Below are 23,419 nucleotides of genomic sequence, written 5' to 3'. Positions count from 1 at the left end.
CGCACCGCGCTCACAGCAGCTCGAGCAGCGACCCGATCTCCTGGGTGGCGTACCAGGACAACTCGTGCCCCTCGGCCTGGTCGACGACGAACTGGGCGTCCTCGCTGCCGAGGTCGGCCTCGAGGACGACCGCCACGGCGGCGCGGACGTCGTCCTCGGCCTCGGCCCCGTCGACGTGCGCGCTCGCGACCGCGGCCAGGGGCACGTCCCCGCTGACCCGGACGGCACCGCGGTCGACGTCCGGGTCCTCGACCTCGGTGACCGCGGTGTCGGCGACGTCGGCGGCCAGCACCACCCGGCGGCGGGCCGCTGTCGGGTCGATGTCGATGAGCCGGAGGCTGGCCCGCGCGGCGGCCAGGAGCGCGGCGTACTCCAGCTCCTCCTCGTCGGCCCCGGCGTCGCTCAGCGGGTAGGACCCGCGCAGGCCGGGGGTGACCGCGAAGCCGGTGAGCGGCCCGGTCAGCCGCCCGTCGTCCACGAGGGTCTGCAGCACCCTCGTCGTGGCGGGCAGGTACACACGCACCGGGGGAGCTCCTTCGTGCCGGGGACGCCCGACGGTATCCCGCTGGCCGCGGGGCGCCGGCCGCCCCCGGGTCAGCCGATGGTCTCGACCAGGACGGCGAGCTCCTGCTCGACCAGGTCGGCGAGCAGGTCGACGTCCCCGACGCCGAAGCGGTCGGCGTTGAGGCCGAAGAAGACGCGGCCGTCGTAGCTGGTGATGCCGATGGACAACCCGTGGCCGGGGGCCAGCGGGACCACGGGGAAGACCTCCCGCACCCGGGTGCCGCCGGCGTACAGCGGCACCTGGGGGCCGGGCACGTTGGTGACCACCAGGTTGGCCATCCGCCGCGACAGGCCCCGCGCCGCGCGGGCTCCGAGGGCGTGCAGCGTCGGCGGGGCGAAGCCGGCGAGCGCGAGCAGCGCGTCCGCCCCGACCGACCGGCCGTGCTGGCTGACGCCGCGCATCGCGTAGCTCAGCCGGGCCAGCCGCAGCCGGGGGCTGGGCTCGCCGACCGGCAGGTCCACCAGGTAGCTCGACACGCGGGTGCCCGGGGTCTCCTCCTCGGCGCCGTGCACCGACACCGGCACCAGGGCCCGCACGGAGGTGGAGCCGACGACCGGCTGGCCGCGCGACAGCAGCCAGTCCCGCAGCGCCCCGGTGACCACGGCCAGCAGCACGTCGTTGACCGTCCCGCCGTGCGCCTTGCGGACCCGCTTGACGTCGTCCAGGTCGCCGCGGGCCACCACCACCCGCCGCTGGCTGCCGCCGCCGGCGTTGAGCGGGCTGGACGGGGCCGCGAACAGCGCCGAGCGCACCGCCCGGACCGCCCCGCCGGCCGCGCTGGTCAGCCGTGCGCCGGTGGTCCGCACGTCGGTCACCGCGTGCCGGGCGGTCTCCACGACCGCCGACGGGCGGGCGGCGTACTCGGCGAGGGCCTCGGCCACCAGCTGCGCCGCGCTCGGCAGCGGCCGGGGCCGCCACGGGACGGGCTCGGGGACCGGGGCGTCGGGCGAGTCGTCGAGCAGGACCTGCCCGATGTCGACCGTGCCGAGCCCGTCGACCAGCGCGGGGTGGGTCTTCGTGACCACCGCCGCGCGGCCACCCGCCAGACCCTCGACGAGGTAGACCTCCCACAGCGGGCGGCTGCGGTCCAGCGGTCGCGCGGTCACCCGGGAGACCAGCTCCAGCAGCTGGTCCTGCGTGCCCGGCCGCGGCACCGCGGAGCGGCGGACGTGGTGGTCGACGTCGAAGTGCGGGTCGTCGGCCCACACCGGGTTGGCCAGGTGGCCGGGCACCTCGAGGACCCGCTGCCGGTAGCGCGGCACGAGCGGCAGGCGGGCGGCGACCAGGGCGGCGATCGCGTCCAGGCCGCCCACCGGGGGGTCGAGCACCAGCACGCCGGCCACGTGCATCGGCGTCTCGGGGTCCTCCAGACCGAGGAAGGACGCGTCCAGGGTGCTCAGGCGCTCCACCGTCGGCCTCCTCCGGGTCGGGGCCCCACGCTACGTCCCGGCACCCCTGCGGGCACCTGCACCGTGGCAGGCGGCCGCACCGCTCACCCGGCGCGGCGCCGCAGCCGCGAGCGTCCCCGGGTGGCGACCGGGGCTGGCACGCCGGAGAGCGCGGCCGCCATCGACCGCAGCGCGCCCCTCAGCGGCGAGGCGGGAGCCACCTCGGCCAGGGTGCGCCCCTCCGCGAGCGCCGCGTCGGTCGCCTTCCGGTCGGCGGGGAGGAAGAAGCGGACCTCGTGGCCGGCGAAGCGCTCCAGCGCCTCGCCGATCTCCCGCCGGGGGTCCCCGGGCACCGGGCCGCGCCGCACCTGGTTGACGACCACGACCGGTTCGACGTCCGGGAGCACCTCGCGCAGCTGGCCGAGCGCCCGGATGCTGCGCTGCAGCGCCACCGGGTCCGCACCGCTCACGCACAGCACGGTGTCCGCGGCCTCCAGGACGGTGAGCGTGACGCCGTTGCGCCGCGGCGCCGCGGTGTCGAAGGACAGCTCCTCGTCCTCCTCCAGGCTGAAGGCGCAGTCCACCACGGTGAGGTCGACGCTGCGGCGCACCTCGTCGAGCACGGCGGCCACGGCCCCGGGCCGCAGCTCCGGCCAGCGGTCCGCGCGCGCCAGCCCGGTGAGGACGCCCAGCCGGGGGCGCACCGCCCAGGCCAACCGGCCCAGCGCCGCCCCGTCCAGGGTGCCGGCGGCCGCCAGCCGGGCCGCGCCGGCCAGCCCCGGTGACTCGTCGAGCAGGCCGAGCACCTGGGCGACCACCCCGCCGTAGACGTCGGCGTCCACCAGGAGGGTCGGCACGTCCAGCCGGGCGGCCTCGTCGGCCAGCCCCACCGCCACGGTGGTGCGCCCCGGCGCGCCGGTGGGGCCCCAGACCGCGACCACCCGGCCGCGACCGGCCGACCGCTCCCCCGCCGGCGCCGGCAGTCCGTGCGCGGGCAGGGCCGCCCGCGGGTCGGCGATGTCCCGGCCGGCCGGCGGACCGCCGGCCACCGCCTCGCGCAGCGCCCGCGCGATCGCCTCCGGCTCGGCGTCGGCGGGCAGCACCCGCGCGATGCCCAGGCCGCGCAGCCGGTCGGCCGCCTGCTCGTCCCCGGGGTCGACCAGCCCGACGACGGCCACGCCGGCCGCCGACAGCCGGGCGACCGCGTCGCCGTCGAGGCGGCGCAGGTCCGCCGACAGGAGCGCGGCCTGCGCGGTCCCGGTGGCCGCCGCGGCCAGCAGCTCGGAGACGTCCACGCACCGGCGGACGACGGTGACCCCGTGGTCGGCACGGTCCAGCGCGCCGACCAGCGCGGACTCCCACCCCGCGCCGGTGACCGCGGTGAAGACCTGGACGGCCATCACCGGGTCCCGGTCGGCGGCGCAGTGGACGCCGCGGCCGACGGGGCAGCGGCGGGTGCCGGCGACGGCGGGGCGGCCGCGCGCGGCGCCGGGGCGGACGTGGCCGCGGGGGCCGAGGGCCCCGCCGTCGCCCGGGCGGACGATGACGGCGCGGCCGGCACCGCCGCGGTCGCGCCCACGACGGGGTCGACCGAGTCGTGCACCACCACGACCAGCGGCCGCCCGCCGATGGCCGCCAGCACGTCGGGGGCCCGGTCGGTGGGCACCGAGACGACGACCTGCACCGTGGTGGTCGCCGTCGACAGGACGCCCTCGGTCCGCCCGGAGATCGCCTGCACCGGCGCGGCGGCCACCACCGGCGTCACGGTCCCGTCCCCCGCGCCGGTGGCACCGGCGGCCGGGTCGGCCACGGCGTACACGTCGACGACCAGCCCGCGGTCCAGCCCCGGCGGCACGTAGCCGGCCTGCACCGGCAGCGCCAGCTGCACCAGCTCGGCCGGCGCCTCCAGCGCCGTCCGCGGCAGCAGCTCGCCGACGCGGACGGCCCGGGCGAGGGTGCGGCCCTCCGGCCGGGTGCCGGTGGCCAGGTAGGCGCCGGCGACGTCGTCGAGGCGGACGTCCACGGCGACGACGTCCGCCGCGGTGAGCACGGTGCCGGCGGCCAGGTCGCCGGCGGCCGACCAGACGGGGACCGTGGCGTCGGCGGCAGCCACCACCCGGGCGCCCAGCAGCACCGAGCCGAGCACCAGCAGGACGCCCAGGACCAGCCGCAGGTCCAGCCAGCGCGGAGGCCGGACCCGGCGCGGCGCCGACCCGGGCACGGGCGGAGCGGTTGCGGCACCGGCCGCCGGGGTGGTGGTTCCGGTTCGCGCGGCGCTCACAGCCAGCGGTCCCTCCCTCTGCACGGACGCCGTGGACGGCCCGGGCGGGCCCACGGTCGGACGGAGATGATGCGGGAGCCGACGGCCGCGTGCAGGCGCCGTCCACACGTTCGGGGCTGTGGACGACGCGCATGCCACCCGGACGGGGCTGCCAGACTGTCCGGGACCGGACGGAGACCCGATGCCCACACCGCGCTTCCTGACCCTCGACGACGTCGCCGAGATCCTCAACGTCTCGTGGTCGCAGGCCTACGCGCTGGTGCGCCGCAAGGAGCTGATCGCCATCCAGATCGGCGGCCGCGGCCAGTGGCGGGTCGAGACCGACGAGCTCGAGCGCTTCATCGCCCGGAAGTACGCCGAGGCGCGGGCCGGCGGCGTGCCACCGGAGCCCGCCGAGCAGCGAGCGGAGCAGGACGACCCGGCCGCCAGCCCCCGGGGGCCCGGCCGGGGCTGACCCCCGGCCGATCGACCCGGTCGCGCACGGTCAGACCAGGCCGGGCGCCAGCGTCCGCACCACCGCGACCGCCGGCAGGGCGATCGCCCGCACGCCGCGCACCGCCGCCGCCCGGCGCGGCTGGTCGGCGGCGTGCTCGGCCAGCTCGAGGTGGTCGGCGCCGACGCCGTCCACGGTGCCGACGTGGGCCGACCCGTCGTCCAGGACGACCTGCACCGCGGTCCGGTCGCGGGACAGCCCGCGCACCACGCGCCGCAGGTCCATCCGCGCGTGCACCGCGCCGCGTTCCGCGGGCACGGCCGTCGCCCGGCCCAGTCCGGCGACCGTCCGCACGGTCGCGGTCGCGACGAGCACCTCGCGGCCGCCGCTGTCCAGCAGCAGCCAGTCCGCGCCCACGTCGACCAGCACGCCGGTCACGTCGCCGGCTCCCTGGCAGCGCAGGGCGAGCGGCCGGCCGACGGACCCGGCCAGCCGGTCCACCAGCCGGACGGCGCCGGTCTCCACGCGCCGGCGGGAGGCGTCCTCCGCCCGCTCGGCAGCCGCCTCTGCCGCGTCGAACTCCGCCTGCAGGTCGGCGAAGAGCCGTTGCCACCGCATCCGCCACCTCCTCGACATCACCGTAGTGGATGACTTCACTTGCGTTTGCATGCATTTGCTTGCTTTAGTTGGCGACATGCTACGAGTGCGAGGAGGAGCGGTGTCGGTCCGGCGCCTGCTGGGGACGGCGGTGGCGATGGCCGCCGCCGCTGCGGGTCTGCGCGCGGTGACCCCGGACCTCTCCGCGGTGACCGGCGCGGGCCCGGACCTGCAGCGCGCCGTCGACACCGCCGGGGCCGACACCGTCCTGCTCGCCGCCGTCGCGGTCCTGGCCTGGGCGGCCTGGCTGTGGGGCGCGCTCGGGCTGACTGTCACGGCGCTGTCCGCGCTGCCCGGGGTCGCCGGCGCCCTGGCCCGGGCGCTCACCCGGTGCGTGCTGCCGGCGTCGGCCCGCCGCGCGGCCGCCGTGGCGCTGGGCGTCGGCCTGGTGACCGGCGGGCCGCTGCTGGCCGGCTGCAGCACCACCCCGGACCCGCCCGCCGCGGTGGTCCTGGCGGCGTCCGCGCAGCAGCCGGTCGCCGACTGGCCGGCACCGCCACCCGTCCCGGCCGACCGGCCGACGGCGCCCGCGGGGACCGGCCCGGTGACCGACTGGCCCGCCCCGGCCGCCGGGGAGCACGTCGTGCTGCGCGGCGACTGCCTGTGGGACATCGCCGCCGCCGACCTCGCGCGGCGCACCGGTGGCACCCCGACCGACGCGGGGGTGGCCGCCGCCGTGGCCGCCTGGTGGCAGGCGAACGCCGCCGTCATCGGCCCCGACCCCGACCTCCTCCTGCCGGGCCAGGTGCTGCGCCCGCCCCCGGCGTCCTGACCCCCGCCCCCGAGTCCCGGAGCAGCCATGACCGCGCCCGCCTCCCCCGCCCGGCCGACCGCCGCGGCCGAGCCCGGCCCGCAGCCGCTGCAGGCGGCCACCCTGCGGCTCACCGTCGTCCCCACGCCGCAGCCGCCCCTGGACCCGCAGCCGGTGCTGCGCCTGGTCCTCCCGGGGGTCGCCGTCCCGCGGACGCCGCACCGGCCCGGCCCGCGGCCGCGCCGGGAGGAGCCGCCCGCGGGGTTCGTCCCGGGCTTCGAGCCGGCCTGGTCGGTCCGCGCCGACCTGCCCGACCCGCGGCTGGCCGGGCGCCGGCTGCTGACCCTCACCCTCGAGGCGCTGGCCGGCCGGCGGCCGCTCACCCAGGTCCAGCCGCTCACCGCGCTCGGCGTCTACACCGCGCTGGCCAGCGGCCGCCGGCCGCGGTGGTGCGCGGAGGGGACGGCGCCGGTGCTGCTCGGTCCGGTGCGCGTGTGCGAGCCGGTCGACGGGGTGGCCGAGGTCAGCGCGGTGGCCCGCCGCTCGGGCCGGGCGCACGCCGTCGCCGCGCGGCTCGAGGGCATCGACGGCCGCTGGCGCTGCACCGCCCTGCAGATCGGTTGAGCGACGCGGCCCCGGTCAGGAGCGGGACGGCGCTCCGTGGCAGGACTTGTACTTCCGGCCCGAGCCGCACGGGCAGGGCGCGTTGCGGGCCGGCTCCTTGGTGCCGGTCACGGTCGCGGTCTTGGCCGCCTTGGCCGGGCCGCTCTCCTTGGGCGAGGGGTCCAGGCTCGGGGCGGAGTAGCTGAGCTGCTCGGTGCGGCGCGGCTCCTCGAGGCCCTTGACGGCCAGCTCCGGTCCGGTGCCGGTGCCCGTGGACACCGGCTGCTCGGTCCCGGGCGCGGCCGGCTCGGGTGCGGAGTGCCGGCCACGCCGGGCCGTCCCGGTGCGTCGGGCGGCCGGGGCGGAGTGCCGCCCGGCGGCCGGCGCCGGGGCCGGGGCGGGTGCAGCCGCGGGAGCCGGCTGCGCCGGGGCGGGCTCGGCCGGAGCCGGCGGCGCGGGTGCGGGGGCGGGTGCGGCGGCCACCGGCTCGGCGGGAGCGGGCCGGGCGGGGGCCGGCGCCTCCGGGGCCGCGGGGGCCGGGGCGGCGGCCGCGGCGGCCTGCGCGGCCGCCCGCTGGCGGGCCAGCACCCGCGCCGTCCCCTGCTGGGCGGCGGCCAGCGCCTGGGCCTCGGCCTGCGCCTGCTTGGCCCGGGCCTCGGCGTCCTGCTGGTCCTGGGTCTTGACCTCCAGGTTGAACAGGAAGCCGACCGACTCCTCCTTGATGCCGTCGAGCATCGTCATGAACATGTCGTAGCCCTCGCGCTGGTACTCCACGACCGGGTCGCGGTTGGCCATGGCGCGCAGGTGGATGCCGGCCCGCAGGTAGTCCATCTCGTAGAGGTGCTCGCGCCACTTGCGGTCGAGCACGCTGAGCAGCACCCGCCGCTCCAGCTCGCGCATGACCTGCGCGCCGAGCGCGGCCTCCCGCTCCTCGTAGGCGCGGTGCACGTCGTCGAGCAGCTCGCGCTTGAGCACGTCGGCGGTCAGCGAGGCCTGGTCGCCGTCGCCCACCCGGTCGATGAGCTCGTCGCGGTCCACGCCCACCGGGTAGAGCGCCTTGAGGCCGGTCCACAGCTGCTCGAGGTCCCAGTCCTCGGCGTAGCCCATCTCGGTCGCGCCGTCGACGTAGGCGCCGACGACGTCGTCGACCATGTTGCGGACCTGCACGTGCAGGTCCTCCCCGTCGAGGACCTTGCGCCGCTCGGCGTAGATGACCGTGCGCTGGCGGTTGAGCACCTCGTCGTACTTGAGGACGTCCTTGCGGACCTCGAAGTTCTGCTGCTCGACCTGGGTCTGCGCCGACAGGATCGCCCGGCTGACCATCTTGGACTCGATCGGCTGGTCGTCGGGGACCCGCAGCGTGGTCATCATCGACTCGAGCATCGGGCCGTTGAACCGCCGCATGAGGTCGTCACCCAGCGACAGGTAGAACCGCGACTCGCCCGGGTCGCCCTGGCGGCCGGAGCGGCCGCGCAGCTGGTTGTCGATGCGCCGGCTCTCGTGCCGCTCGGTGCCCAGCACGTAGAGGCCGCCGGCCTCCGTGACCTGGTCGTGCTCGGCCCCGACCTGGTCGCGGGCCTTCTCCAGCGCGCTGTCCCAGGCCGCCTCGTACTCCTCGGGCGTCTCCGCCGGCGACAGCCCGCGGGCGCGCAGCTGCTCGTCGGCGATGAACTCGGGGTTGCCCCCGAGCTGGATGTCGGTGCCGCGGCCGGCCATGTTGGTGGCCACGGTGACCGCGCCCAGCCGGCCGGCCTGGGCGACGATGTGCGCCTCCCGGGCGTGGTTCTTGGCGTTGAGCACCTCGTGCGGGATGCCGCGCTGCAGCAGCTGCTTGGACAGCACCTCGGACTTCTCCACGCTGGCCGTGCCGACCAGGACCGGCTGGCCGGCCTCGTGCCGCTCGGCGATGTCGTCGATGACCGCGTCGAACTTGGCCTGCTCGGTCTTGTAGATGACGTCGGACCGGTCCGCGCGGACCATCGGCCGGTTCGTCGGGATCGGGACCACGCCGAGCCCGTAGGTCTGGGAGAGCTCGGCCGCCTCGGTCTGGGCGGTGCCGGTCATCCCGGAGAGCTTCTCGTAGAGCCGGAAGTAGTTCTGCAGCGTGATCGTGGCGAGGGTCTGGTTCTCGTCCTTGACCTGCACCCGCTCCTTGGCCTCGATGGCCTGGTGCATGCCCTCGTTGTAGCGCCGGCCGGACAGCACCCGGCCGGTGAACTCGTCGACGATGAGCACCTCGCCGTTGCTGACGATGTACTGCTGGTCGCGGTGGTAGAGCTCCTTGGCCTTGAGCGCGTTGTTGAGGAAGCTGATCAGCGGGGTGTTGACCGAGTCGTAGAGGTTCTCGATGCCGATCTGGTCCTCGACGAACTCCACGCCCTCCTCGGTGATCGCGACCGTGCGCTTGCCCTCCTCCACCTCGTAGTGGACGTCGCGGCGCATCATCGGGGCCAGCCGGGCGAACTCGCGGTACCAGCGGTGCATCTCCGGGTCACCGGCCGGGCCGCTGATGATCAGCGGGGTGCGGGCCTCGTCGATGAGGATGGAGTCGACCTCGTCGACGACCGCGAAGTGGTGGCCGCGCTGGACGAGGTCGTCCTTCTTCCACGCCATGTTGTCGCGCAGGTAGTCGAAGCCGAACTCGTTGTTCGTGCCGTGGGTGATGTCGCAGGCGTACATCTCCCGGCGCACGTCCGAGGTCTGCCCGGACAGGATCACGCCGACCTGCAGCCCCAGGAACCGGTGCACCCGGCCCATCCACTCGGCGTCGCGCCGGGCCAGGTAGTCGTTGGTGGTCACCACGTGCACGCCCCGGCCGGGGAGCGCGTTCAGGTACGCGGGCAGGACGCCGGTCAGCGTCTTGCCCTCACCGGTGCGCATCTCGGCGATGTTGCCCAGGTGCAGCGCGGCCCCGCCCATGAGCTGCACGCGGAAGTGGCGCTGCCCGAGGGTGCGGGTGGCCGCCTCGCGGACGACGGCGAAGGCCTCCGGCAGCAGCTGGTCGAGGGTCTCCCCCTCGTCCAGGCGCTCCCGGAACTCGTCGGTCTTCGCCCGCAGCTCCGCGTCGGTGAGGTCGGCGACCTCGTCGGCCAGCGACTCGACCGCGTCGGCGATCTTGTTCAGCCGTCGCAGGATCTTGCCCTCACCGGCACGGAGGATCTTCGAGAACACCACCCGTCCAGAGTAGGCGGCGCTGCCCCCCACCCGGGGTTGCCGGGGACGAACCGCCGTCGCGGAGGGCAGCCGTCAGCGGCGGACCAGCCGCTTCTCGCGCGGGTCGAGCACGATCTCCCGCCCGCCCTCGCGCAGGCCCTCGAGCACCGCGGCGACCAGCTCGGCGCGGTCGTGCCCGGCGGGCAGCCGCGGCGGCTCCCCCGCGAGGGCGCGGTCGACCAGGCCGGTGTCGATGTGCGGCGGCCGGACGTCGAGCACGGTGACGCCGCGGGACCGCACCTCCCGGCGGAGCACCCCGGCCCAGGCCGACAGCGCCGCCTTGCTGGCCGAGTACTCGGCCATCTGCAGGGTCGGGGCGTCGGCCACGATCGCCGACAGCAGGACCACCGCGCCGCCGTCGGGCAGGTGCGGCAGCGCGGCGCGCACCAGGCTCATCGGGGCCAGCGTGTTGACCGCGAACAGCTCCTCGGTCACCGCGTCGTCGGCGTCCGCCGCGGGGCCGAAGGCCACCACGCCCCAGGCGACCACGACCGCGTCCAGGCCGCCGAGGGCGGTCACCGCCGCCTGCACCGCGGCGCGGACCGAGCCGACGTCGACGGCGTCGACGGCCTCCGCGGGCGCGCCGCCCAGGTCCGCGGCCAGCGCCTGCAGCCGGTCGCCGTCCCGGCCGGTCAGCGCCACCCGGGCGCCGGCGTCGTGCAGCGCGCGCGCCAGCTCCCCGCCCAGCACCCCCGTCGCGCCAGCCACCAGGACCCGCGCACCCTGCAGTTCCACGAGCCGCAGGTGCCCCGGCCCGCGGCGACCTAACCTCGGACCCCGTGGCCCACGACCTCGACGACCTGCCCGACGGCCTGCTCGGCTTCCTCACCGAGCGGCACCTGGCCACCCTCACCACCCTGCGGGCCGACGGCAGCCCGCACGTCGTCCCGGTCGGGGTCACCTACGACCCGGCCACCCGTACCGCCCGGGTCATCACCTCGGGCACGTCGGCGAAGGCCCGGCACGTGCGCGCCGGGCAGGCCCGGGTGGCGGTCTGCCAGGTCGACGGCCGCCGCTGGGTCACCCTGGAGGGGACGGCGGTGGTGCGCGACGACCCCGCGTCGGTCGCGGACGCCGAGCGGCGCTACGCCGCCCGGTACCGCCAGCCGCGGGAGAACCCGGCCCGGGTGGTCCTGCAGATTTCGGTCGACCGGGTGCTGGGCTCCGTCTGACCGCGGTGCCTCCGTCGACCGGTGAGCTCTGGCCCACCGCCGGGACGGGTCTTACCGTCCTCCATGGACTGCTGCGGTGCTGCAGCACCGCACGAGCGCACGAACGACCGCAGGAGCGGGACGAGACACCCAGGCCAGGCGGGTGCGGGGCCGGGCCGGGCCGGGCCCCGCACCCGCCGCCGGTCAGAGCGGGGCCGCCGCGGGCGGCCGCTCGGCGGCGCCGTCCAGGGGGACGTCGACGAGCCGGATGAGGCCGTAGTCGTAGGCGTGCCGGCGGTAGACGACCGTCGGCCGGCCGGTGTCGGCGCACAGGAAGAGGAAGAAGTCGTGGCCGACCAGCTCCATCTCGTGGAGCGCCTGGTCGACGTGCATCGGGGTGGCCGGGTGGTGCTTCTCGCGGACGACCCGGCCGGGCAGGTGCTCGTCGAGGTCGGTGACGTGCGGCCCCTCGGCGAGCTGCCGGTCGCGGTCCAGGGACTCCAGCACGTCGGTGTCCGGGGCGCCGCCGCCGACCCGCACGGTGGCCGGGGTGCGGCGGCCGTGGTGCACGCGGCGGCGGTCGGCGGCCTTGCGCAGCCGGTGGTCGAGCTTGCCGGCCGCCAGGTCCAGTGCGGCGTAGAAGTCCGGTGCGGCCGCCTCGGCCCGGACGACGGGGCCCTTGCCGCGGAGCGTGATCTCCACGCGCTGGCACCGGCCGGACTGGCGCGGGTTCTTCTCGTGGAAGAGCTCCACGTCGATGCGCAGCATCTTCAGCTTGCCGTCGAAGCGGTCGAGCTGGCCGACCTTGTCCTCGACGTGCTGCCGGTAGTGCTCGGGGACTTCGACGTTGCGGCCACGGACCACGATCTCCATGAGACCTCCCGGTCGTTCGGGGTGTGATCGAGCCCACGCTAGACCCCGGTACCGGGTCCCGACAGTCGATCGCCGGGCCCCGCCGGCCGACCTGCCCGGATGCCCGGCGCCCCCCGCGCGGGCGCGCGCCGGGGGGTCGCCGCGACCACCGCGGCGAGCACCGGGGGGCCGTCGGGTCCGGCCGCCGGCGCGAGCACCGCGGCCGCCTCGGTGAGCGTGGCGCCGCTGGTGACGACGTCGTCGACGACCACCAGCACGGCCCCGGGAGGCAGCCGGTGCGGGCCGGGGCACAGCGCGACGGTGCCGGCCAGGTTGGCCCGCCGCTGGGCCACCGAGAGGCCCGCGGAGTCCGCGGCGCGGCCGCTGCGGCGCAGCAGCCGGGCCTCGGCCGCCGGCACCCCGGCGGCGCGCAGCTCGGCGACCGCGCGGGCGGTCAGCTCCCGGACGTGGTCGCGGCCGCGGGCGCGGAGCGCGGCGGCGCCGCTGGGCACCGGCACCAGCCGGACGGGGCCCGCCGGCGCCGGCAGCCCGGCGAGCACGCCGGCGACGGCCAGCGCCAGCGCGGTGCCCAGCGGGCGGGCGAGCTCGGCGCGGCCGCGCTCCTTGAAGGCGTTGACCGCCGGGCGCACCGGCCCGGCGTAGGCGCCGGCGGCCACGGTCGGCGGGAAGCCCGCCGGGAATCGGCGCGGCTGGGCCAGGTGCGGGACGGCGAGCAGGGCGGTGCAGCGCCGGCAGAGGACGGCGCCCGGTACGCCGCAGCCGGCGCACTCGCGGGGCAGCAGCAGGTCGCCCAGCGCCGTGAGCAGCCCGCCGTCCACTCCCCCAGCCTGGCGCCCCGCCACGGCGCCGCACGGGTCCGCGGGCCATCTGTGGACACCCCCGGTGGCAGCGGGTCTTCGATCACATGGGGTAGAGAGGCTCGGTGCCCGGCTGCGGCTGCTGCCCGCGCACCAGGGTCACCCAGGTGCCCCCGGCGGCCTGCCACTCCCAGATCGTGCCGCCGGCGCTGACCAGCGGCGGGCGCCCCGGCGCGGCGGCCACCCGGGTGGCCTGGCTGGGCAGCCCGGCGGTGGGCACCGGGGAGAGGTCCCAGCCGTCGACGCCGACCGTGTACGGGGCGGTCCGCTCCCGGCCGGAGTCCCCGGCCAGCAGCAGCAGGCTGCCCGCCGTCCGCCATGCCACGTCGGTCACCTCCCCCAGCGTGGGCGTCACCTCGCGCCAGTCGCGCAGCGCGACCGGGCCGTCGTCGGAGCGCACCACCGTGCCGACGTGCACGCTCTGCCGCGGGCCGTCCTCGACGACCACGGCGGCGCGGACGCCGTCGGGCGACAGCTGCAGCGCCGTGGCCCGGCCCAGGCCGGGCAGGGTGACGGCGTTGACCGCCTGGGGCGGCGCGCCCGCGGGCAGCCGGACCACCGTCGACCCGTCGCGGACCAGCCAGAACTCCTCGCGGGTGGCGGCCACGGTCGGCACGGTCAGCGACCCGCTGGTCAGCACGGGGGTGAGGTCACCGCCGTAGCGGCCGGTGAGCAGGGTCGCCTGCCCGTCCCGCTCGGCGACGCCGACCATGCCGGTGAGCTGACCGGTGCTCGGGTCCGTGGCGACCGCGGCGCCGGACAGCCCGTAGGCCCCGGCCCCGGCCGGCCCGGGCGCCGGTGCCGGCGTCTCCGCCGCCGTCCACAGCGCGCCGTCGACGAGGTAGTGCCCCACCGCGTCGACCGGGGCGGCGTCGGGGTCCAGCGCGGCCCAGGTGTCGACGGTCTGCACCGCGGGGACGCCGTCCAGCGCCAGCGGGTCGCCGTCGGCGAGGACCTCCACGGACCGCACCGACGTGAGCTGACCCAGCGTCCAGACCAGCTGCGCGGACAGCTCGGCCAGCCGGGCGGGCGGCGCGTCGGCGATGCCGGTGAGGTCGACCCGCACCACCTGGCCGGAGACCTCCACCGTGCTGCCCAGCGCGGCGTCCCCGAGCGCGAGGTCGTCCAGCGCGGTGCGCACGCCGGCGGCCAGGACCGCCGAGGGCCCGTCCAGCAACCGGTCGACCAGGACGGTGGGCTGCGCCTCCCCGCCGATCAGGTAGCGCGGGTCGGGGACGACGCGGCTGCCGGTGGGGTCCAGGAAGTAGAGGTCGCGCCGCTCGTAGAGCCGCTCGAAGTCCGGCAGGAGCATGAGCAGCCCGTCGGGCGGGTCGCTGATCCGCCACTCGCCGTCCACCTGCTCGAGCCGGAACTCCCGGGAGTAGACCTCCTGCCCGCCGACGGAGAAGGCCCCCCGCTGGTCGATGGTGCCGACGAGCTCGCCGGTGACGACCACGGTGCCGGTGTCGGTGGTGACGGTGGCGTAGTCCGCGCCGAGCAGGGTGATGCCGGCGTCGTCGGCCCAGGAGCCCGCCGGTTCCCGGGCCAGGTGCTCGCGGGCCACCGGGTGCCCGATCACCGTGCTGGCGGTGGCCTCCACGAACCCGCGGACGACCTCCTCCGGGGTGGCACCCGGCTCCGGGGACAGCGGCTCGATGCCCACCGGGCCGTCGGCGCGCGGCGGCGCCTGGGTGATCTGCACCGTCGGGGAGCTGGTCGGGACGGTGGAGCAGGCCGTCGACGACGCCAGCAGCGCCGCCGCGAGCACCGCCCCGGCGGACCTCACCGCCCACCCCGGGGGCGCCGGAGGGCGGCCGGCCGCAGGGGCAGCGGCGAGCTGGTGAGGTCGGTGCCGGCGGCGAGCGGCAGGGTGAGGCGGAACTGCGCGCCGGTCCCCGGCTGGCCCCACACCTGCAACCAGCCGCCGTGCAGCCGCGCGTCCTCCAGGCTGATCGACAGGCCCAGCCCGCTGCCGCCGACGGTGCGTACCCGGGAGGGATCGGCGCGCCAGAACCGGTCGAACACGTGCTGGGCCTCGGCCGGGGACAGGCCCACGCCGTGGTCACGCACGGTGACCGCCGCCGCCGTCCGGTTGGCCGCCCAGGCCACCTCCACCGGCCGGCCGGTCCCGTGCTCGATCGCGTTGCCGACCAGGTTGCGCAGGATCCGCTCCACCCGGCGTGCGTCGACCTCGGCGATGACCTCGTAGCCGGGGGCGGTCACCACCAGCTCGCAGCCGTGCCGCTCGGCCAGCGCGGACACCCCGGCCGTGACCCGGTGCACCAGCGCGCCGAGGTCGGTGGGCTCCCAGTCGAGGACGGCCGCGCCCGCGTCGTACCGGCTGATCTCCAGCAGGTCGGTGAGCAGGGTCTCGAACCGGTCCAGCTCGGCGTGCATGAGCTCCGCGGAGCGGGCCACGTGCGGCGGGAAGTCCTCGCGGGACTCGTAGAGCACCTCGGCGGCCATCTGCACCGTGGTCAGCGGCGTGCGCAGCTCGTGGGACACGTCGGAGGTGAACCGCTGCTGCAGCTGGGACAGCGACTCCAGCTGGGTGATCTGCCGCTGGAGGCTGTCGGCCATCGCGTTGAAGCTGGTCGCCAGCCGGGCGAGGTCGTCCTCGCCGCGCACCGCCATCCGCTCCTCGAGCTGCCCGTCGGCCAGCCGCTGGGCGGTGCCCGCCGCCCGGCGCACCGGGTCGACGACCAGCCGGGTCACCAGCACCGCGATGCCGACGACGAAGAGGGTGAGCGCGATGCCGCTGATGACCACCGTGCTGCGGATCAGCGAGAGGCTCTCGGCCTCCTGCTCGAGCGGGAAGGCGTGGTACAGCTCGATCCGCTCGGCACCCGCCGCGCCGGTGGACACCGGCGCGCCGACGAGGTAGGTCGCCACCGGCCGGCCGCTCCCGTCGGGGACCAGCGCGTACTGCGCGTACTGACCCCCGGAGGCCACGTCGGCGCGCAGCTCGGCGGGGATCGCCGGGAAGACGCCGCGCTGGCTGACCGCGGGGGCCCGCTCGGAGTCACCGGTCCGGTAGACCATGACGACCTCGAAGTCGCCGGCCCGGCCGCCGCGGTCGCGGAGCTGCTCGACCGTCCGCTCCAGCGTCGCGCGCACGCTCGCGCCGTCCCCGGCGGCGATGCCCACGACCTCGCTCTGGGCGTAGATGACGCCGGCCTGCGCCTGGTCGATGGCCGCCTGCTCCTTGACCGACAGCAGCTGCGTCCGGATCTGGCTGAACAACACCAGCCCGACGATCACCACGACCGCGCCGGCCACGGCCATCGTGATCAGGCCGATCCGCACGTGCAGCGAAGAGCGCCAGGTGCCCGCCACCCGGGCGCCCGCCCGCCGGGCGAGCCGCCGGGCCCGCCGGGTGCGGCGGCGCAGCCCGCGGCGCACCGCGCGGAGGTCGGCGGACAGGCCGCGTCGCGGCCGCGCGGGGGGTGCGGAGCCGGGGACGCCGGTCGACGACGCGCCCGGGGCGGTGGCCGGGGCCGCGGGCGCCGGCCGGGTGGTGCTCACCGCGCCGTCACGGGGGGCCGGCCTTGTAGCCCACACCCCGCACGGTCAGCACGATCTCGGGCTTCTCGGGGTCCCGCTCGATCTTGGCGCGCAGCCGCTGCACGTGGACGTTGACCAGCCGGGTGTCCGCGGCGTGCCGGTAGCCCCAGACCTGCTCCAGCAGCAGCTCCCGGGTGAAGACCTGGCGCGGCTTGCGGGCCAGGGCGACGAGCAGGTCGAACTCCAGCGGGGTGAGCGCGATCGGCACGCCGTCCCGGGTGACCTGGTGGGCCGGGACGTCGATCTGCACGTCGCCGATGGCCAGGCTCTCCGCCTGTCCGGTCTCCCCGCGGCGCAGCTGGGCGCGCACCCGGGCGACCAGCTCGACCGGCTTGAACGGCTTGGTGACGTAGTCGTCGGCACCGGCCTCGAGCCCCTGGACGACGTCGATGGTGTCGCCCTTGGCGGTGAGCATGACGATCGGCACGGTGGACTGGGTGCGGATGTCCTGGCAGATCTGCAGGCCGTTGCGGCCGGGCAGCATCAGGTCCAGCAGGACGATGTCGGGGCGGGTCTGCTGGAAGGCGCCCACCGCCCGGTTGCCGTCGGAGACGAAGGCCGGTTCGTAGCCCTCCCGCCGGAGCACGATGCCGAGCATCTCGGCGAGGGCGGCGTCGTCGTCGACGACCAGGACACGGCCGCGGCTGGGCCCGTTCTGGGACGCGGTGGGTGGCACGGCGCCCATTCTGCGCTGGGCGGGCCGGAAAACGGGCGCACCCGTCCGGACCGGTGATCCGGACGGGTGCCCCGCCGTGCTGGAACGGCCCCCTCGCAGGGCCCCGCCGCGAGCCGGCGAGCGGTGGGGGGCGAGGGGGTCCTTCCGTCAGTAGCGGTAGTGGTCGCTCTTGTAGGGGCCCTCGACCGGGACGCCGAGGTAGTCGGCCTGCACCTTGGACAGCTCGGTGAGCGTGACGCCGAGGGCGCCGAGGTGCAGCCGGGCCACGTGCTCGTCGAGCTTCTTGGGCAGCACCGTGACGCCGGGCTCCTTCCCCTCGTAGGCCGACCGGTTGGTCCACAGCTCGATCTGGGCGAGCACCTGGTTGGAGAACGAGGCGCTCATGACGAAGCTGGGGTGCCCGGTGGCGTTGCCCAGGTTCAGCAGCCGGCCCTCGGAGAGCACGATGATCGTGTGGCCGTCGGCGAACCGCCACTCGTCGACCTGCGGCTTGATCGTCGTCCGCTCGACGCCGGGCGTCCGGGCGAGACCGGCGATGTCGATCTCGTTGTCGAAGTGGCCGATGTTGCCGACGATCGCCTGGTGCTTGGTCTGCCCGAGCTGCTCGGCAGAGATGATGTCGCGGTTGCCGGTGGCGGTGATGATGATGTCCGCCTTGCCGATCACCTCGTCCAGCGTGGTGACCTCGTAGCCGTGCATCGCCGCCTGCAGGGCGTTGATCGGGTCGATCTCGGTGACGATGACCCGGGCGCCCTGGCCGCGCAGCGACTCCGCACAGCCCTTGCCGACGTCGCCGTAGCCGCAGACGACGGCCACCTTGCCGCCGATCATCACGTCGGTGGCCCGGTTGAGCCCGTCGATGAGGGAGTGCCGGCAGCCGTAGAGGTTGTCGAACTTGCTCTTGGTGACCGAGTCGTTGACGTTGATCGCGGGGAACAGCAGCCGGCCGTCGCGGGCGAGCTCGTAGAGCCGCATGACGCCGGTGGTGGTCTCCTCGGTGACGCCGGCGACGCCCTGGCCGATGCGGGTCCAATAGCCGGCGTCGTCGGCGAGCGTGCCGCGCAGCACGTCGAGGATGACGCCGTACTCCTCGGAGTCGGCCTCGGTGGTGTCCGGGACGGCGCCGTCGGCCTCGAACCGGGTGCCCAGGTGCACCAGCAGGGTGGCGTCGCCGCCGTCGTCCAGGAGCATGTTGGGGCCGACGACCTCGCCGTCCTCGCCGCGGAACTCGAAGAGGCGCTGCGTGCACCACCAGTACTCCTCCAGCGTCTCGCCCTTCCAGGCGAACACCGGGACGCCGGCGGGCTGCTCGGGGGTGCCGTCGGGGCCGACGACGATCGCAGCGGCGGCGTGGTCCTGGGTGGAGAAGATGTTGCAGCTGACCCAGCGGACGTCGGCGCCCAGCGAGACCAGCGTCTCGATGAGGACGGCGGTCTGCACGGTCATGTGCAGCGAGCCGGCGATGCGGGCGCCGGCCAGCGGCTGGGCGTCGCCGTACTCCTCTCGCAGGGCCATGAGGCCCGGCATCTCGTGCTCCGCGAGGGTGATCTCCTTGCGGCCGAAGCCGGCGAGGGAGAGGTCGGCGACCGTGAAGTCGGCCTCGCCGGTCGGGGTGGTCAGCGTGCGGGTGCCTGTGCTGGCGGTCATGTCGCTCCAGATCCGCCCGGCCCGCGAGCCAGGCGATGCGTGTCGGATGCAGGTCGCTGCGATCCCCGCGCGCGGCGGGGAGAGCGAGCATGCCGAGGCTTCGGCGGGGCTCGTGCCGCGCCCCAGGGTACGCGCCGCCGGCTACTCGCAGGCCAGGCCGTCGCCGTCGCCGTCGAAGGCGTCGCGCCACCCCGGCTGACCGCGCCGCAGTGGCGCCGCCCCGGCCGCGCGGACGGCGGCGCAGTCGGCGTAGGACGTCCGCGTCGAGGGCGCCGGCTGCGCCGCCGGGGAGACCGCGACCGCGCCCGGCAGGGGCTCCTCGGGGCAGCCGGACAGCACGGTGGCGGCGGCGTTGCGCTCGGCGCGGGTGGCCCACAGCCCGTAGCCGGCCTTGACCGCGACCTGGCGGGCGACGTAGGCGCAGCGGTAGGCCGCCCGCGGCGGCAGCCAGGTCGCCGCGTCGGCGTCCCGCTTCTGGGAGTTCAGCGGCCCGTCGACGGCGAGCAGGTTGAGCGGGTCGTTGGCGAACGCGGCGCGCCGGTCGGCGTCCCACCCCTGGGCGCCCTTCTGCCAGGCGTCGGACAGCGCGACGACGTGGTCGACCTGCACGTCGTCGCTCGTCCCCTCCCCGCGGCGGAACTCGATGGTGCGCCCGGAGTAGGGGTCGGCGAGGGTGCCGGAGACGACCACGCAGTCGCTGCCCGACCGGAGCCGCTCCCCGGTCAGGTCGCGGGCCAGCACGTCGTTGCGCGTGTCGCAGCCGTTGCGGTCGGTGTCCAGCCAGCCGTCGCCGAACAGGTCGCGGTCGTACCCGGTCCGCGGGGCCCGGCCGCGCACCTCCACCTCGGCGAGCGCGGCCAGCGCCGACCCGGCCGGTGCGGCCGCGACGGCGGCGTCGGCGGCCGCGTCGTCCAGGAGCCCGCTCGGCGGCCCACCGGCCGGTGCCGGCTGCAGGCCGCAGCCGGCCAGCGCGACCAGGACGGCACCGGCGAGCAGCCGGCCGCGGCGGGTGCGCGGCCGGACGGCAGCGGGGCGGACGGGCACGGGCCTCCTCGGGCGGGACCGGGGCACCCGACGCTAGGGGTCGGACCGGGGGTGGCCGCCGCGACACGCCCGTGCGAGACCGCGTCCGGCCACGCCGGGCCGGCGCGCGGCGTGGCGGTCGTACGCTGCCCGGGACCGGTCCGTGCCCGACGTGGACCACCCCGACCCGGACGGAGACCATGCCCTCCGCACAGGAGCCCGCACGCCACCCGGCGGCCGCGCACGAGACCGCGGTCATCGAGGAGCCCGTCACGATCGGCCCCGGCACGCGGGTCTGGCACCACGCGCACGTCCGGTCCGGCGCCGTCGTCGGCGCGGACTGCGTGCTCGGCAAGAACGTGTTCGTCGACGCCGGGGCGGTGGTCGGCGACCGCTGCAAGATCCAGAACAACGTCTCGGTCTACACCGGCGTCACCCTGGGCTCCGACGTCTTCGTCGGCCCCGGCGCCGTGTTCACCAACGACCTGCGCCCGCGGGCGTCCGCCACCGCCTGGACGGTCACCCCGACCGCCGTCCACGACGGCGCCTCCGTCGGCGCGAACGCGACCGTGGTGTGCGGGACGGTGCTCGGCGCCGGCTGCATGGTCGCGGCCGGCGCGGTGGTGACCCGGGACGTCGCGGCCCACCAGCTGGTCGCCGGCAACCCGGCCCGGCACGCCGGCTGGGTCTGCGCGTGCGGCGAGGTGGTCAGCCGGGAGCCCGACCGCCCGGCGGACCTGCGCTGCGACCGGCACCGCGCCCCGGCCACCGGCGGCCCCGAGGAGGCGGCGTGAGCACCCCGATCGCGATCTCCGCCGTCGACGTCGGACCGGAGGAGGAGGCGCTCGTGCTCGAGGTCCTCCGCTCCGGGCGGCTGGCCCAGGGCCCGAAGGTCGAGCAGCTGGAGCGCGAGTTCGCCGCCGCGCACGACGTCGAGCACGCCGTCGCGGTCAACAACGGCACGACCGCCCTGGTGGCCACCCTGCAGGCGCTCGGCATCGGCCCCGGCGACGAGGTCGTCACCAGCCCGTTCACCTTCGCGGCCACGCTCAACGCCGTCCTGGAGACCGGGGCCACCGCCCGGTTCGCCGACGTCGGCGGCGACTTCTGCCTCGACCCGGCCGCGGCGGCGGCGCTGGTCGGGCCGCGGACGCGGGCGCTGGTGCCGGTGCACCTGTACGGGCTGCCGGCCGACGTGCCCGCCTTCGCGCGGCTGGCCGCCGGGCACGGCCTGGCCCTGGTCGAGGACGCCGCCCAGGCGCACGGCGCGCGGATCGGTGGCCACTCGGTCGGCTCGGCCGGGACCGGCTGCTTCTCCTTCTACGCGACGAAGAACGTCATGTGCGGCGAGGGCGGGATGATCACCACCGGCGACGCCGCGCTCGCCGACCGCCTGCGGGTGCTGCGCAACCAGGGCATGCGCGCGCAGTACGAGTACGAGGTCCCCGGGCACAACTACCGGCTCACCGACCTGCAGGCCGCCATCGCCATCCCGCAGCTGCGCCGGCTGCGGGCGATCAACGACGCCCGCCGGGCCAACGCCGCCCACCTCACCCGGCACCTGCGGGGGCTGCCCGGCCTGGTCCTGCCCGCCGTGCCCGAGGGCCGCGACCACGTCTTCCACCAGTACACGGTGCGGGTCACCGCGGACGCGGCCGTGGACCGCGCGGGGTTCGTGGCCGGCCTGGCCGACCGGGGCGTCCGGGCCGGCGTCTACTACCCGCGGCTGGTGCACGACCACGCCTGCTACCGGGAGCACCCGCGGGTGGTCATCGAGCCCACGCCGCTGGCCGAGCAGGCCGCGCGGGAGGTCGTCTCCCTGCCGGTGCACCCGAAGCTGGACCGGGCCGACCTGGACCGGGTCGTCGAGGCCGTCGCCGAGGTGCTGCGGTGACCCGGGTGGCCGTCGTCGGCGCGGGGATGATGGGCGGCAACCACGCGCGGGTCCTCAGCCGGCTGTCCGAGGCGGAGGTGACGCTGGTCGTGGACCCCGACGAGCAGCGCGGCCGGGCGCTGGCCGCCTCGGTCGGCGCCGCCTGGAGCGCCGACGCCGAGGTGGTCGCCGACCGCGCGGACGCCGCCGTGGTCGCCGGCCCGAGCCAGCTGCACGCCGCGATCGGCGTCCCGCTGCTGGAGGCCGGCGTGGACCTGCTGGTGGAGAAGCCGATCGCGACCACCACGGAGGACGCCGACCGGCTCATCGAGGCGGCCCGGCGGCACGACCGGGTGCTCATGATCGGGCACATCGAGCGGTTCAACCCCGCGGTGCTGCAGCTGGACGGCATCGTCGAGGACCTGCTGCACGTCGAGCTGACCCGGATGGGCCCCTTCTCGCCGCGGGTCACCGCCGACGTCGTGCTGGACCTGATGATCCACGACCTCGAGCTGGCCCTGGCCCTGGCCGGCTCGGACGTGGCGCGGGTCGAGGCCGTGGGCCGCCGTGAGCGGTCGGGCTCCCTCGACCTCGCCACCGCCCTGCTCGAGTTCGCCGACGGGGTGACGGCGACCCTCACGGCCAGCCGGGTCGGGCAGACCAAGATCCGCCGGATCGAGCTGACCCAGCGGGCCAACTTCGTGGTGCTCGACCTGGTCCGCCAGGACCTCACCGTGCACCGGGTCGACCACGACGAGTTCCTGTCCGAGGGCGGCGCCCGCTACCGGCAGACCGGCCTGATCGAGATCCCGTTCCTGGACGACCGCGGCGAGCCCCTCGCACTGGAGCTCGGCGAGTTCCTCGAGTGCGTGGCGCAGCGGCGCACGCCGCGGGTGACCGGGACGCAGGGCCGCCGGGCACTGGAGCTGGCGCTGGCCGTGCGCCGCTCGGCCGGCGCCTACCGCTGAGCGGCCGCGCCGCGCACGCCGCCGGCCACGGCGGCGCCGTGCCGGCGGCGGATGCCGGCCAGGCCCGCGCCCATCTGCCAGACGTCCCGCGCGGTGACCCGGCTGCCGTGGCCGCGGTGCGCCGGGGCGAGCCGGACCGGCACCTCCAGCGGCTGCACCCCCGAGCGCTCGGCGAGGAAGCACAGCTCCGTGGTCACCAGGTAGCCCGGCTCGGTGAGCCGCGGCCCCACCGCCCGGGCCCAGTCCCCGGCGAGCACGAACGTGCCCTGCGGGTCCAGCGTGCGCATGCCGAGGACGAGCCGGCGCAGCAGCCGGAAGCCCCGGGTGAGGACGTGCCGCAGCAGCCCGCGGTCGACGTCGGAGTCCCGGTGCCCCTTGGACCCGACCACCACCGGGTGCACGGTGGGGTCCACGCCGTCGGCCGCGTCGAGGTCGTCGAAGCCGAACGGCAGGTCGTCGGCGGTGAGCACCACCCGCTCCCCGCGGCTGGCGGCGATGCCGGCGCGGTAGGCGTTGCCCATCCCCTTCGCCGAGCGCAGCACCCGCAGGGACACCCCGGGGTGGTCCCAGCCGGCCGCCAGGCGCTCCAGCAGGTCGCCGGTGCCGTCGGTGGAGCCGTTCTCGACGACGACCACCTCGGCGTCCCGGCCGGCCAGCCGGCCGGCCAGCGCCCGCAGCGTCGGCTCGATGGCCGACGCGCTGTTGTGCGCGGGCACGACGTAGGTCAGCGCCACCGTTCCCATGCCGTCCCCCCGTCGCGCCACTCGCGGCGTCGGCTCCGGGACCGGTCCGCTCCCGGAGGGTAACGTCCCGGGGACCGACGGCTCGCCCACCGCTCCGGTCGGCAGCGCGGCCGGGTCGCCGCCGGCGGGCGCGCCGCGGACCCCGGTACCACG

General features: G+C 76.7%; 22 protein-coding genes. 7 read left to right on the top strand and 15 right to left on the bottom strand.

The annotated features are described in order from the left end of the window. Window positions 1-10 precede the first annotated feature (10 nt). The 4 genes from CHB98_RS01990 to CHB98_RS01975 form a co-directional block, all read right to left on the bottom strand. Window positions 11-523, bottom strand: coding sequence for a DUF6912 family protein (locus CHB98_RS01990; protein ID WP_089303917.1), 513 nt, complete (start codon window positions 521-523; stop codon window positions 11-13). A gap of 71 nt (window positions 524-594) precedes the next feature. After that, on the bottom strand, window positions 595-1,974 hold the full coding sequence (locus CHB98_RS01985) for a WS/DGAT/MGAT family O-acyltransferase (protein ID WP_089303916.1): 1,380 nt from the start codon (window positions 1,972-1,974) through the stop codon (window positions 595-597). 83 nt (window positions 1,975-2,057) lie between these two features. Beyond that, window positions 2,058-3,353, bottom strand: a complete 1,296-nt coding sequence (locus tag CHB98_RS01980) for a CpaE/TadZ family protein (RefSeq protein WP_089303915.1) — start codon at window positions 3,351-3,353, stop codon at window positions 2,058-2,060. Continuing rightward, the gene (locus tag CHB98_RS01975; RefSeq protein ID WP_245820853.1) at window positions 3,353-4,174 is read right to left on the bottom strand and encodes an SAF domain-containing protein; all 822 of its coding nucleotides are present in this window, start codon (window positions 4,172-4,174) and stop codon (window positions 3,353-3,355) included. The genes CHB98_RS01980 and CHB98_RS01975 overlap by 1 nt, the downstream gene beginning before the upstream one ends. 241 nt (window positions 4,175-4,415) lie before the next feature. Between CHB98_RS01975 and CHB98_RS01970 the strand changes: the two genes are divergently transcribed. Next, window positions 4,416-4,688 carry a helix-turn-helix domain-containing protein gene (locus CHB98_RS01970; RefSeq protein WP_089303913.1) on the top strand — a complete coding sequence of 91 codons (273 nt, stop codon included), beginning with the start codon at window positions 4,416-4,418 and terminating at the stop codon, window positions 4,686-4,688. Between the two features lie 30 nt (window positions 4,689-4,718). Here the strand turns inward: CHB98_RS01970 and CHB98_RS01965 are convergent, their stop codons facing one another. Next, entirely contained in the window at window positions 4,719-5,285 is a 567-nt protein-coding gene (locus CHB98_RS01965; RefSeq protein WP_089303912.1) for a hypothetical protein, read from the bottom strand. A 100-nt stretch (window positions 5,286-5,385) separates the two neighbouring features. Between CHB98_RS01965 and CHB98_RS01960 the strand changes: the two genes are divergently transcribed. Further along, on the top strand, window positions 5,386-6,096 hold the full coding sequence (locus CHB98_RS01960) for a hypothetical protein (RefSeq protein WP_089303911.1): 711 nt from the start codon (window positions 5,386-5,388) through the stop codon (window positions 6,094-6,096). Between the two features lie 27 nt (window positions 6,097-6,123). Further along, window positions 6,124-6,699 carry an Rv3235 family protein gene (locus CHB98_RS01955; RefSeq protein ID WP_089303910.1) on the top strand — a complete coding sequence of 192 codons (576 nt, stop codon included), beginning with the start codon at window positions 6,124-6,126 and terminating at the stop codon, window positions 6,697-6,699. 15 nt (window positions 6,700-6,714) lie between these two features. On the opposite strand, the gene secA is transcribed toward CHB98_RS01955, so the two are convergent. Further along, the gene (gene secA / locus CHB98_RS01950; RefSeq protein ID WP_089303909.1) at window positions 6,715-9,852 is read right to left on the bottom strand and encodes a preprotein translocase subunit SecA; all 3,138 of its coding nucleotides are present in this window, start codon (window positions 9,850-9,852) and stop codon (window positions 6,715-6,717) included. 72 nt (window positions 9,853-9,924) lie between these two features. Beyond that, window positions 9,925-10,599: an SDR family NAD(P)-dependent oxidoreductase gene (locus tag CHB98_RS01945; protein ID WP_245820852.1), complete on the bottom strand. Its 675-nt coding sequence runs from the start codon at window positions 10,597-10,599 to the stop codon at window positions 9,925-9,927. A 71-nt stretch (window positions 10,600-10,670) separates the two neighbouring features. Here CHB98_RS01945 and CHB98_RS01940 point away from each other — a divergent pair, with 71 nt between their 5' ends. Beyond that, window positions 10,671-11,063: a pyridoxamine 5'-phosphate oxidase family protein gene (locus tag CHB98_RS01940; protein ID WP_089303907.1), complete on the top strand. Its 393-nt coding sequence runs from the start codon at window positions 10,671-10,673 to the stop codon at window positions 11,061-11,063. 183 nt (window positions 11,064-11,246) lie between these two features. On the opposite strand, the gene hpf is transcribed toward CHB98_RS01940, so the two are convergent. The 7 genes from hpf to CHB98_RS01905 all read right to left on the bottom strand — a co-directional run bounded on the left by hpf (window position 11,247) and on the right by CHB98_RS01905 (window position 19,703). Next, the gene (hpf, locus tag CHB98_RS01935; RefSeq protein WP_089303906.1) at window positions 11,247-11,915 is read right to left on the bottom strand and encodes a ribosome hibernation-promoting factor, HPF/YfiA family; all 669 of its coding nucleotides are present in this window, start codon (window positions 11,913-11,915) and stop codon (window positions 11,247-11,249) included. 38 nt (window positions 11,916-11,953) lie between these two features. Further along, window positions 11,954-12,733 (bottom strand): ComF family protein, encoded by a 780-nt coding sequence (locus tag CHB98_RS01930; RefSeq protein WP_089303905.1) that lies wholly within the window; start codon window positions 12,731-12,733, stop codon window positions 11,954-11,956. Between the two features lie 82 nt (window positions 12,734-12,815). Then, window positions 12,816-14,558, bottom strand: a complete 1,743-nt coding sequence (locus tag CHB98_RS01925; RefSeq protein WP_089303904.1) for an LpqB family beta-propeller domain-containing protein — start codon at window positions 14,556-14,558, stop codon at window positions 12,816-12,818. Next, the gene (gene mtrB, locus CHB98_RS01920) at window positions 14,555-16,297 is read right to left on the bottom strand and encodes an MtrAB system histidine kinase MtrB (protein WP_089303903.1); all 1,743 of its coding nucleotides are present in this window, start codon (window positions 16,295-16,297) and stop codon (window positions 14,555-14,557) included. The genes CHB98_RS01925 and mtrB overlap by 4 nt, the downstream gene beginning before the upstream one ends. Before the next feature lie 7 nt (window positions 16,298-16,304). Beyond that, window positions 16,305-17,021, bottom strand: coding sequence for an MtrAB system response regulator MtrA (gene mtrA, locus CHB98_RS01915; protein ID WP_089303902.1), 717 nt, complete (start codon window positions 17,019-17,021; stop codon window positions 16,305-16,307). 138 nt (window positions 17,022-17,159) lie between these two features. Continuing rightward, entirely contained in the window at window positions 17,160-18,659 is a 1,500-nt protein-coding gene (ahcY, locus tag CHB98_RS01910) for an adenosylhomocysteinase (protein WP_089303901.1), read from the bottom strand. A gap of 141 nt (window positions 18,660-18,800) precedes the next feature. Further along, window positions 18,801-19,703 (bottom strand): GmrSD restriction endonuclease domain-containing protein, encoded by a 903-nt coding sequence (locus tag CHB98_RS01905; RefSeq protein ID WP_218822211.1) that lies wholly within the window; start codon window positions 19,701-19,703, stop codon window positions 18,801-18,803. A 179-nt stretch (window positions 19,704-19,882) separates the two neighbouring features. Between CHB98_RS01905 and CHB98_RS01900 the strand changes: the two genes are divergently transcribed. From CHB98_RS01900 to CHB98_RS01890, 3 genes are read left to right on the top strand one after another with little or no spacing between them, the layout of a single operon-like run. Then, a complete protein-coding gene (locus tag CHB98_RS01900) occupies window positions 19,883-20,476 on the top strand; it encodes an acyltransferase (RefSeq protein WP_089303900.1) in 594 nt (197 codons plus the stop codon). Beyond that, complete coding sequence (locus CHB98_RS01895; RefSeq protein ID WP_089303899.1) at window positions 20,473-21,576, top strand: DegT/DnrJ/EryC1/StrS family aminotransferase; 1,104 nt, start codon at window positions 20,473-20,475, stop codon at window positions 21,574-21,576. Before CHB98_RS01900 ends, CHB98_RS01895 begins: the two co-directional genes overlap by 4 nt. Next, on the top strand, window positions 21,573-22,523 hold the full coding sequence (locus CHB98_RS01890; RefSeq protein WP_089303898.1) for a Gfo/Idh/MocA family protein: 951 nt from the start codon (window positions 21,573-21,575) through the stop codon (window positions 22,521-22,523). The genes CHB98_RS01895 and CHB98_RS01890 overlap by 4 nt, the downstream gene beginning before the upstream one ends. Here the strand turns inward: CHB98_RS01890 and CHB98_RS22610 are convergent. Further along, window positions 22,514-23,266: a glycosyltransferase gene (locus CHB98_RS22610; protein WP_089303897.1), complete on the bottom strand. Its 753-nt coding sequence runs from the start codon at window positions 23,264-23,266 to the stop codon at window positions 22,514-22,516. The genes CHB98_RS01890 and CHB98_RS22610 overlap by 10 nt on opposite strands. Window positions 23,267-23,419 lie beyond the last annotated feature (153 nt).

Origin of the sequence: Geodermatophilus pulveris, assembly GCF_900188375.1 — a bacterium.
Taxonomy (GTDB): Bacteria; Actinomycetota; Actinomycetes; order Mycobacteriales; family Geodermatophilaceae; genus Geodermatophilus; species Geodermatophilus pulveris.
Note: the sequence above shows the minus strand (reverse complement) of the source record. Positions and strands in the feature narration are given on the sequence as shown.

What these genes read in the sequence shown, in the direction of transcription:
- CHB98_RS01970 (WP_089303913.1), top strand. Translation starts at nt 4,416, where the DNA reads ATGCCCACACCGCGCTTCCTGACCCTCGACGACGTCGCCGAGATCCTC.
- CHB98_RS01955 (WP_089303910.1), top strand. Translation starts at nt 6,124, where the DNA reads ATGACCGCGCCCGCCTCCCCCGCCCGGCCGACCGCCGCGGCCGAGCCC.
- CHB98_RS01900 (WP_089303900.1), top strand. Translation starts at nt 19,883, where the DNA reads ATGCCCTCCGCACAGGAGCCCGCACGCCACCCGGCGGCCGCGCACGAG.
- hpf (WP_089303906.1), bottom strand. Translation starts at nt 11,915, where the DNA reads ATGGAGATCGTGGTCCGTGGCCGCAACGTCGAAGTCCCCGAGCACTAC.
- CHB98_RS01980 (WP_089303915.1), bottom strand. Translation starts at nt 3,353, where the DNA reads ATGGCCGTCCAGGTCTTCACCGCGGTCACCGGCGCGGGGTGGGAGTCC.
- CHB98_RS01965 (WP_089303912.1), bottom strand. Translation starts at nt 5,285, where the DNA reads ATGCGGTGGCAACGGCTCTTCGCCGACCTGCAGGCGGAGTTCGACGCG.
- CHB98_RS22610 (WP_089303897.1), bottom strand. Translation starts at nt 23,266, where the DNA reads ATGGGAACGGTGGCGCTGACCTACGTCGTGCCCGCGCACAACAGCGCG.
- ahcY (WP_089303901.1), bottom strand. Translation starts at nt 18,659, where the DNA reads ATGACCGCCAGCACAGGCACCCGCACGCTGACCACCCCGACCGGCGAG.
- mtrA (WP_089303902.1), bottom strand. Translation starts at nt 17,021, where the DNA reads ATGGGCGCCGTGCCACCCACCGCGTCCCAGAACGGGCCCAGCCGCGGC.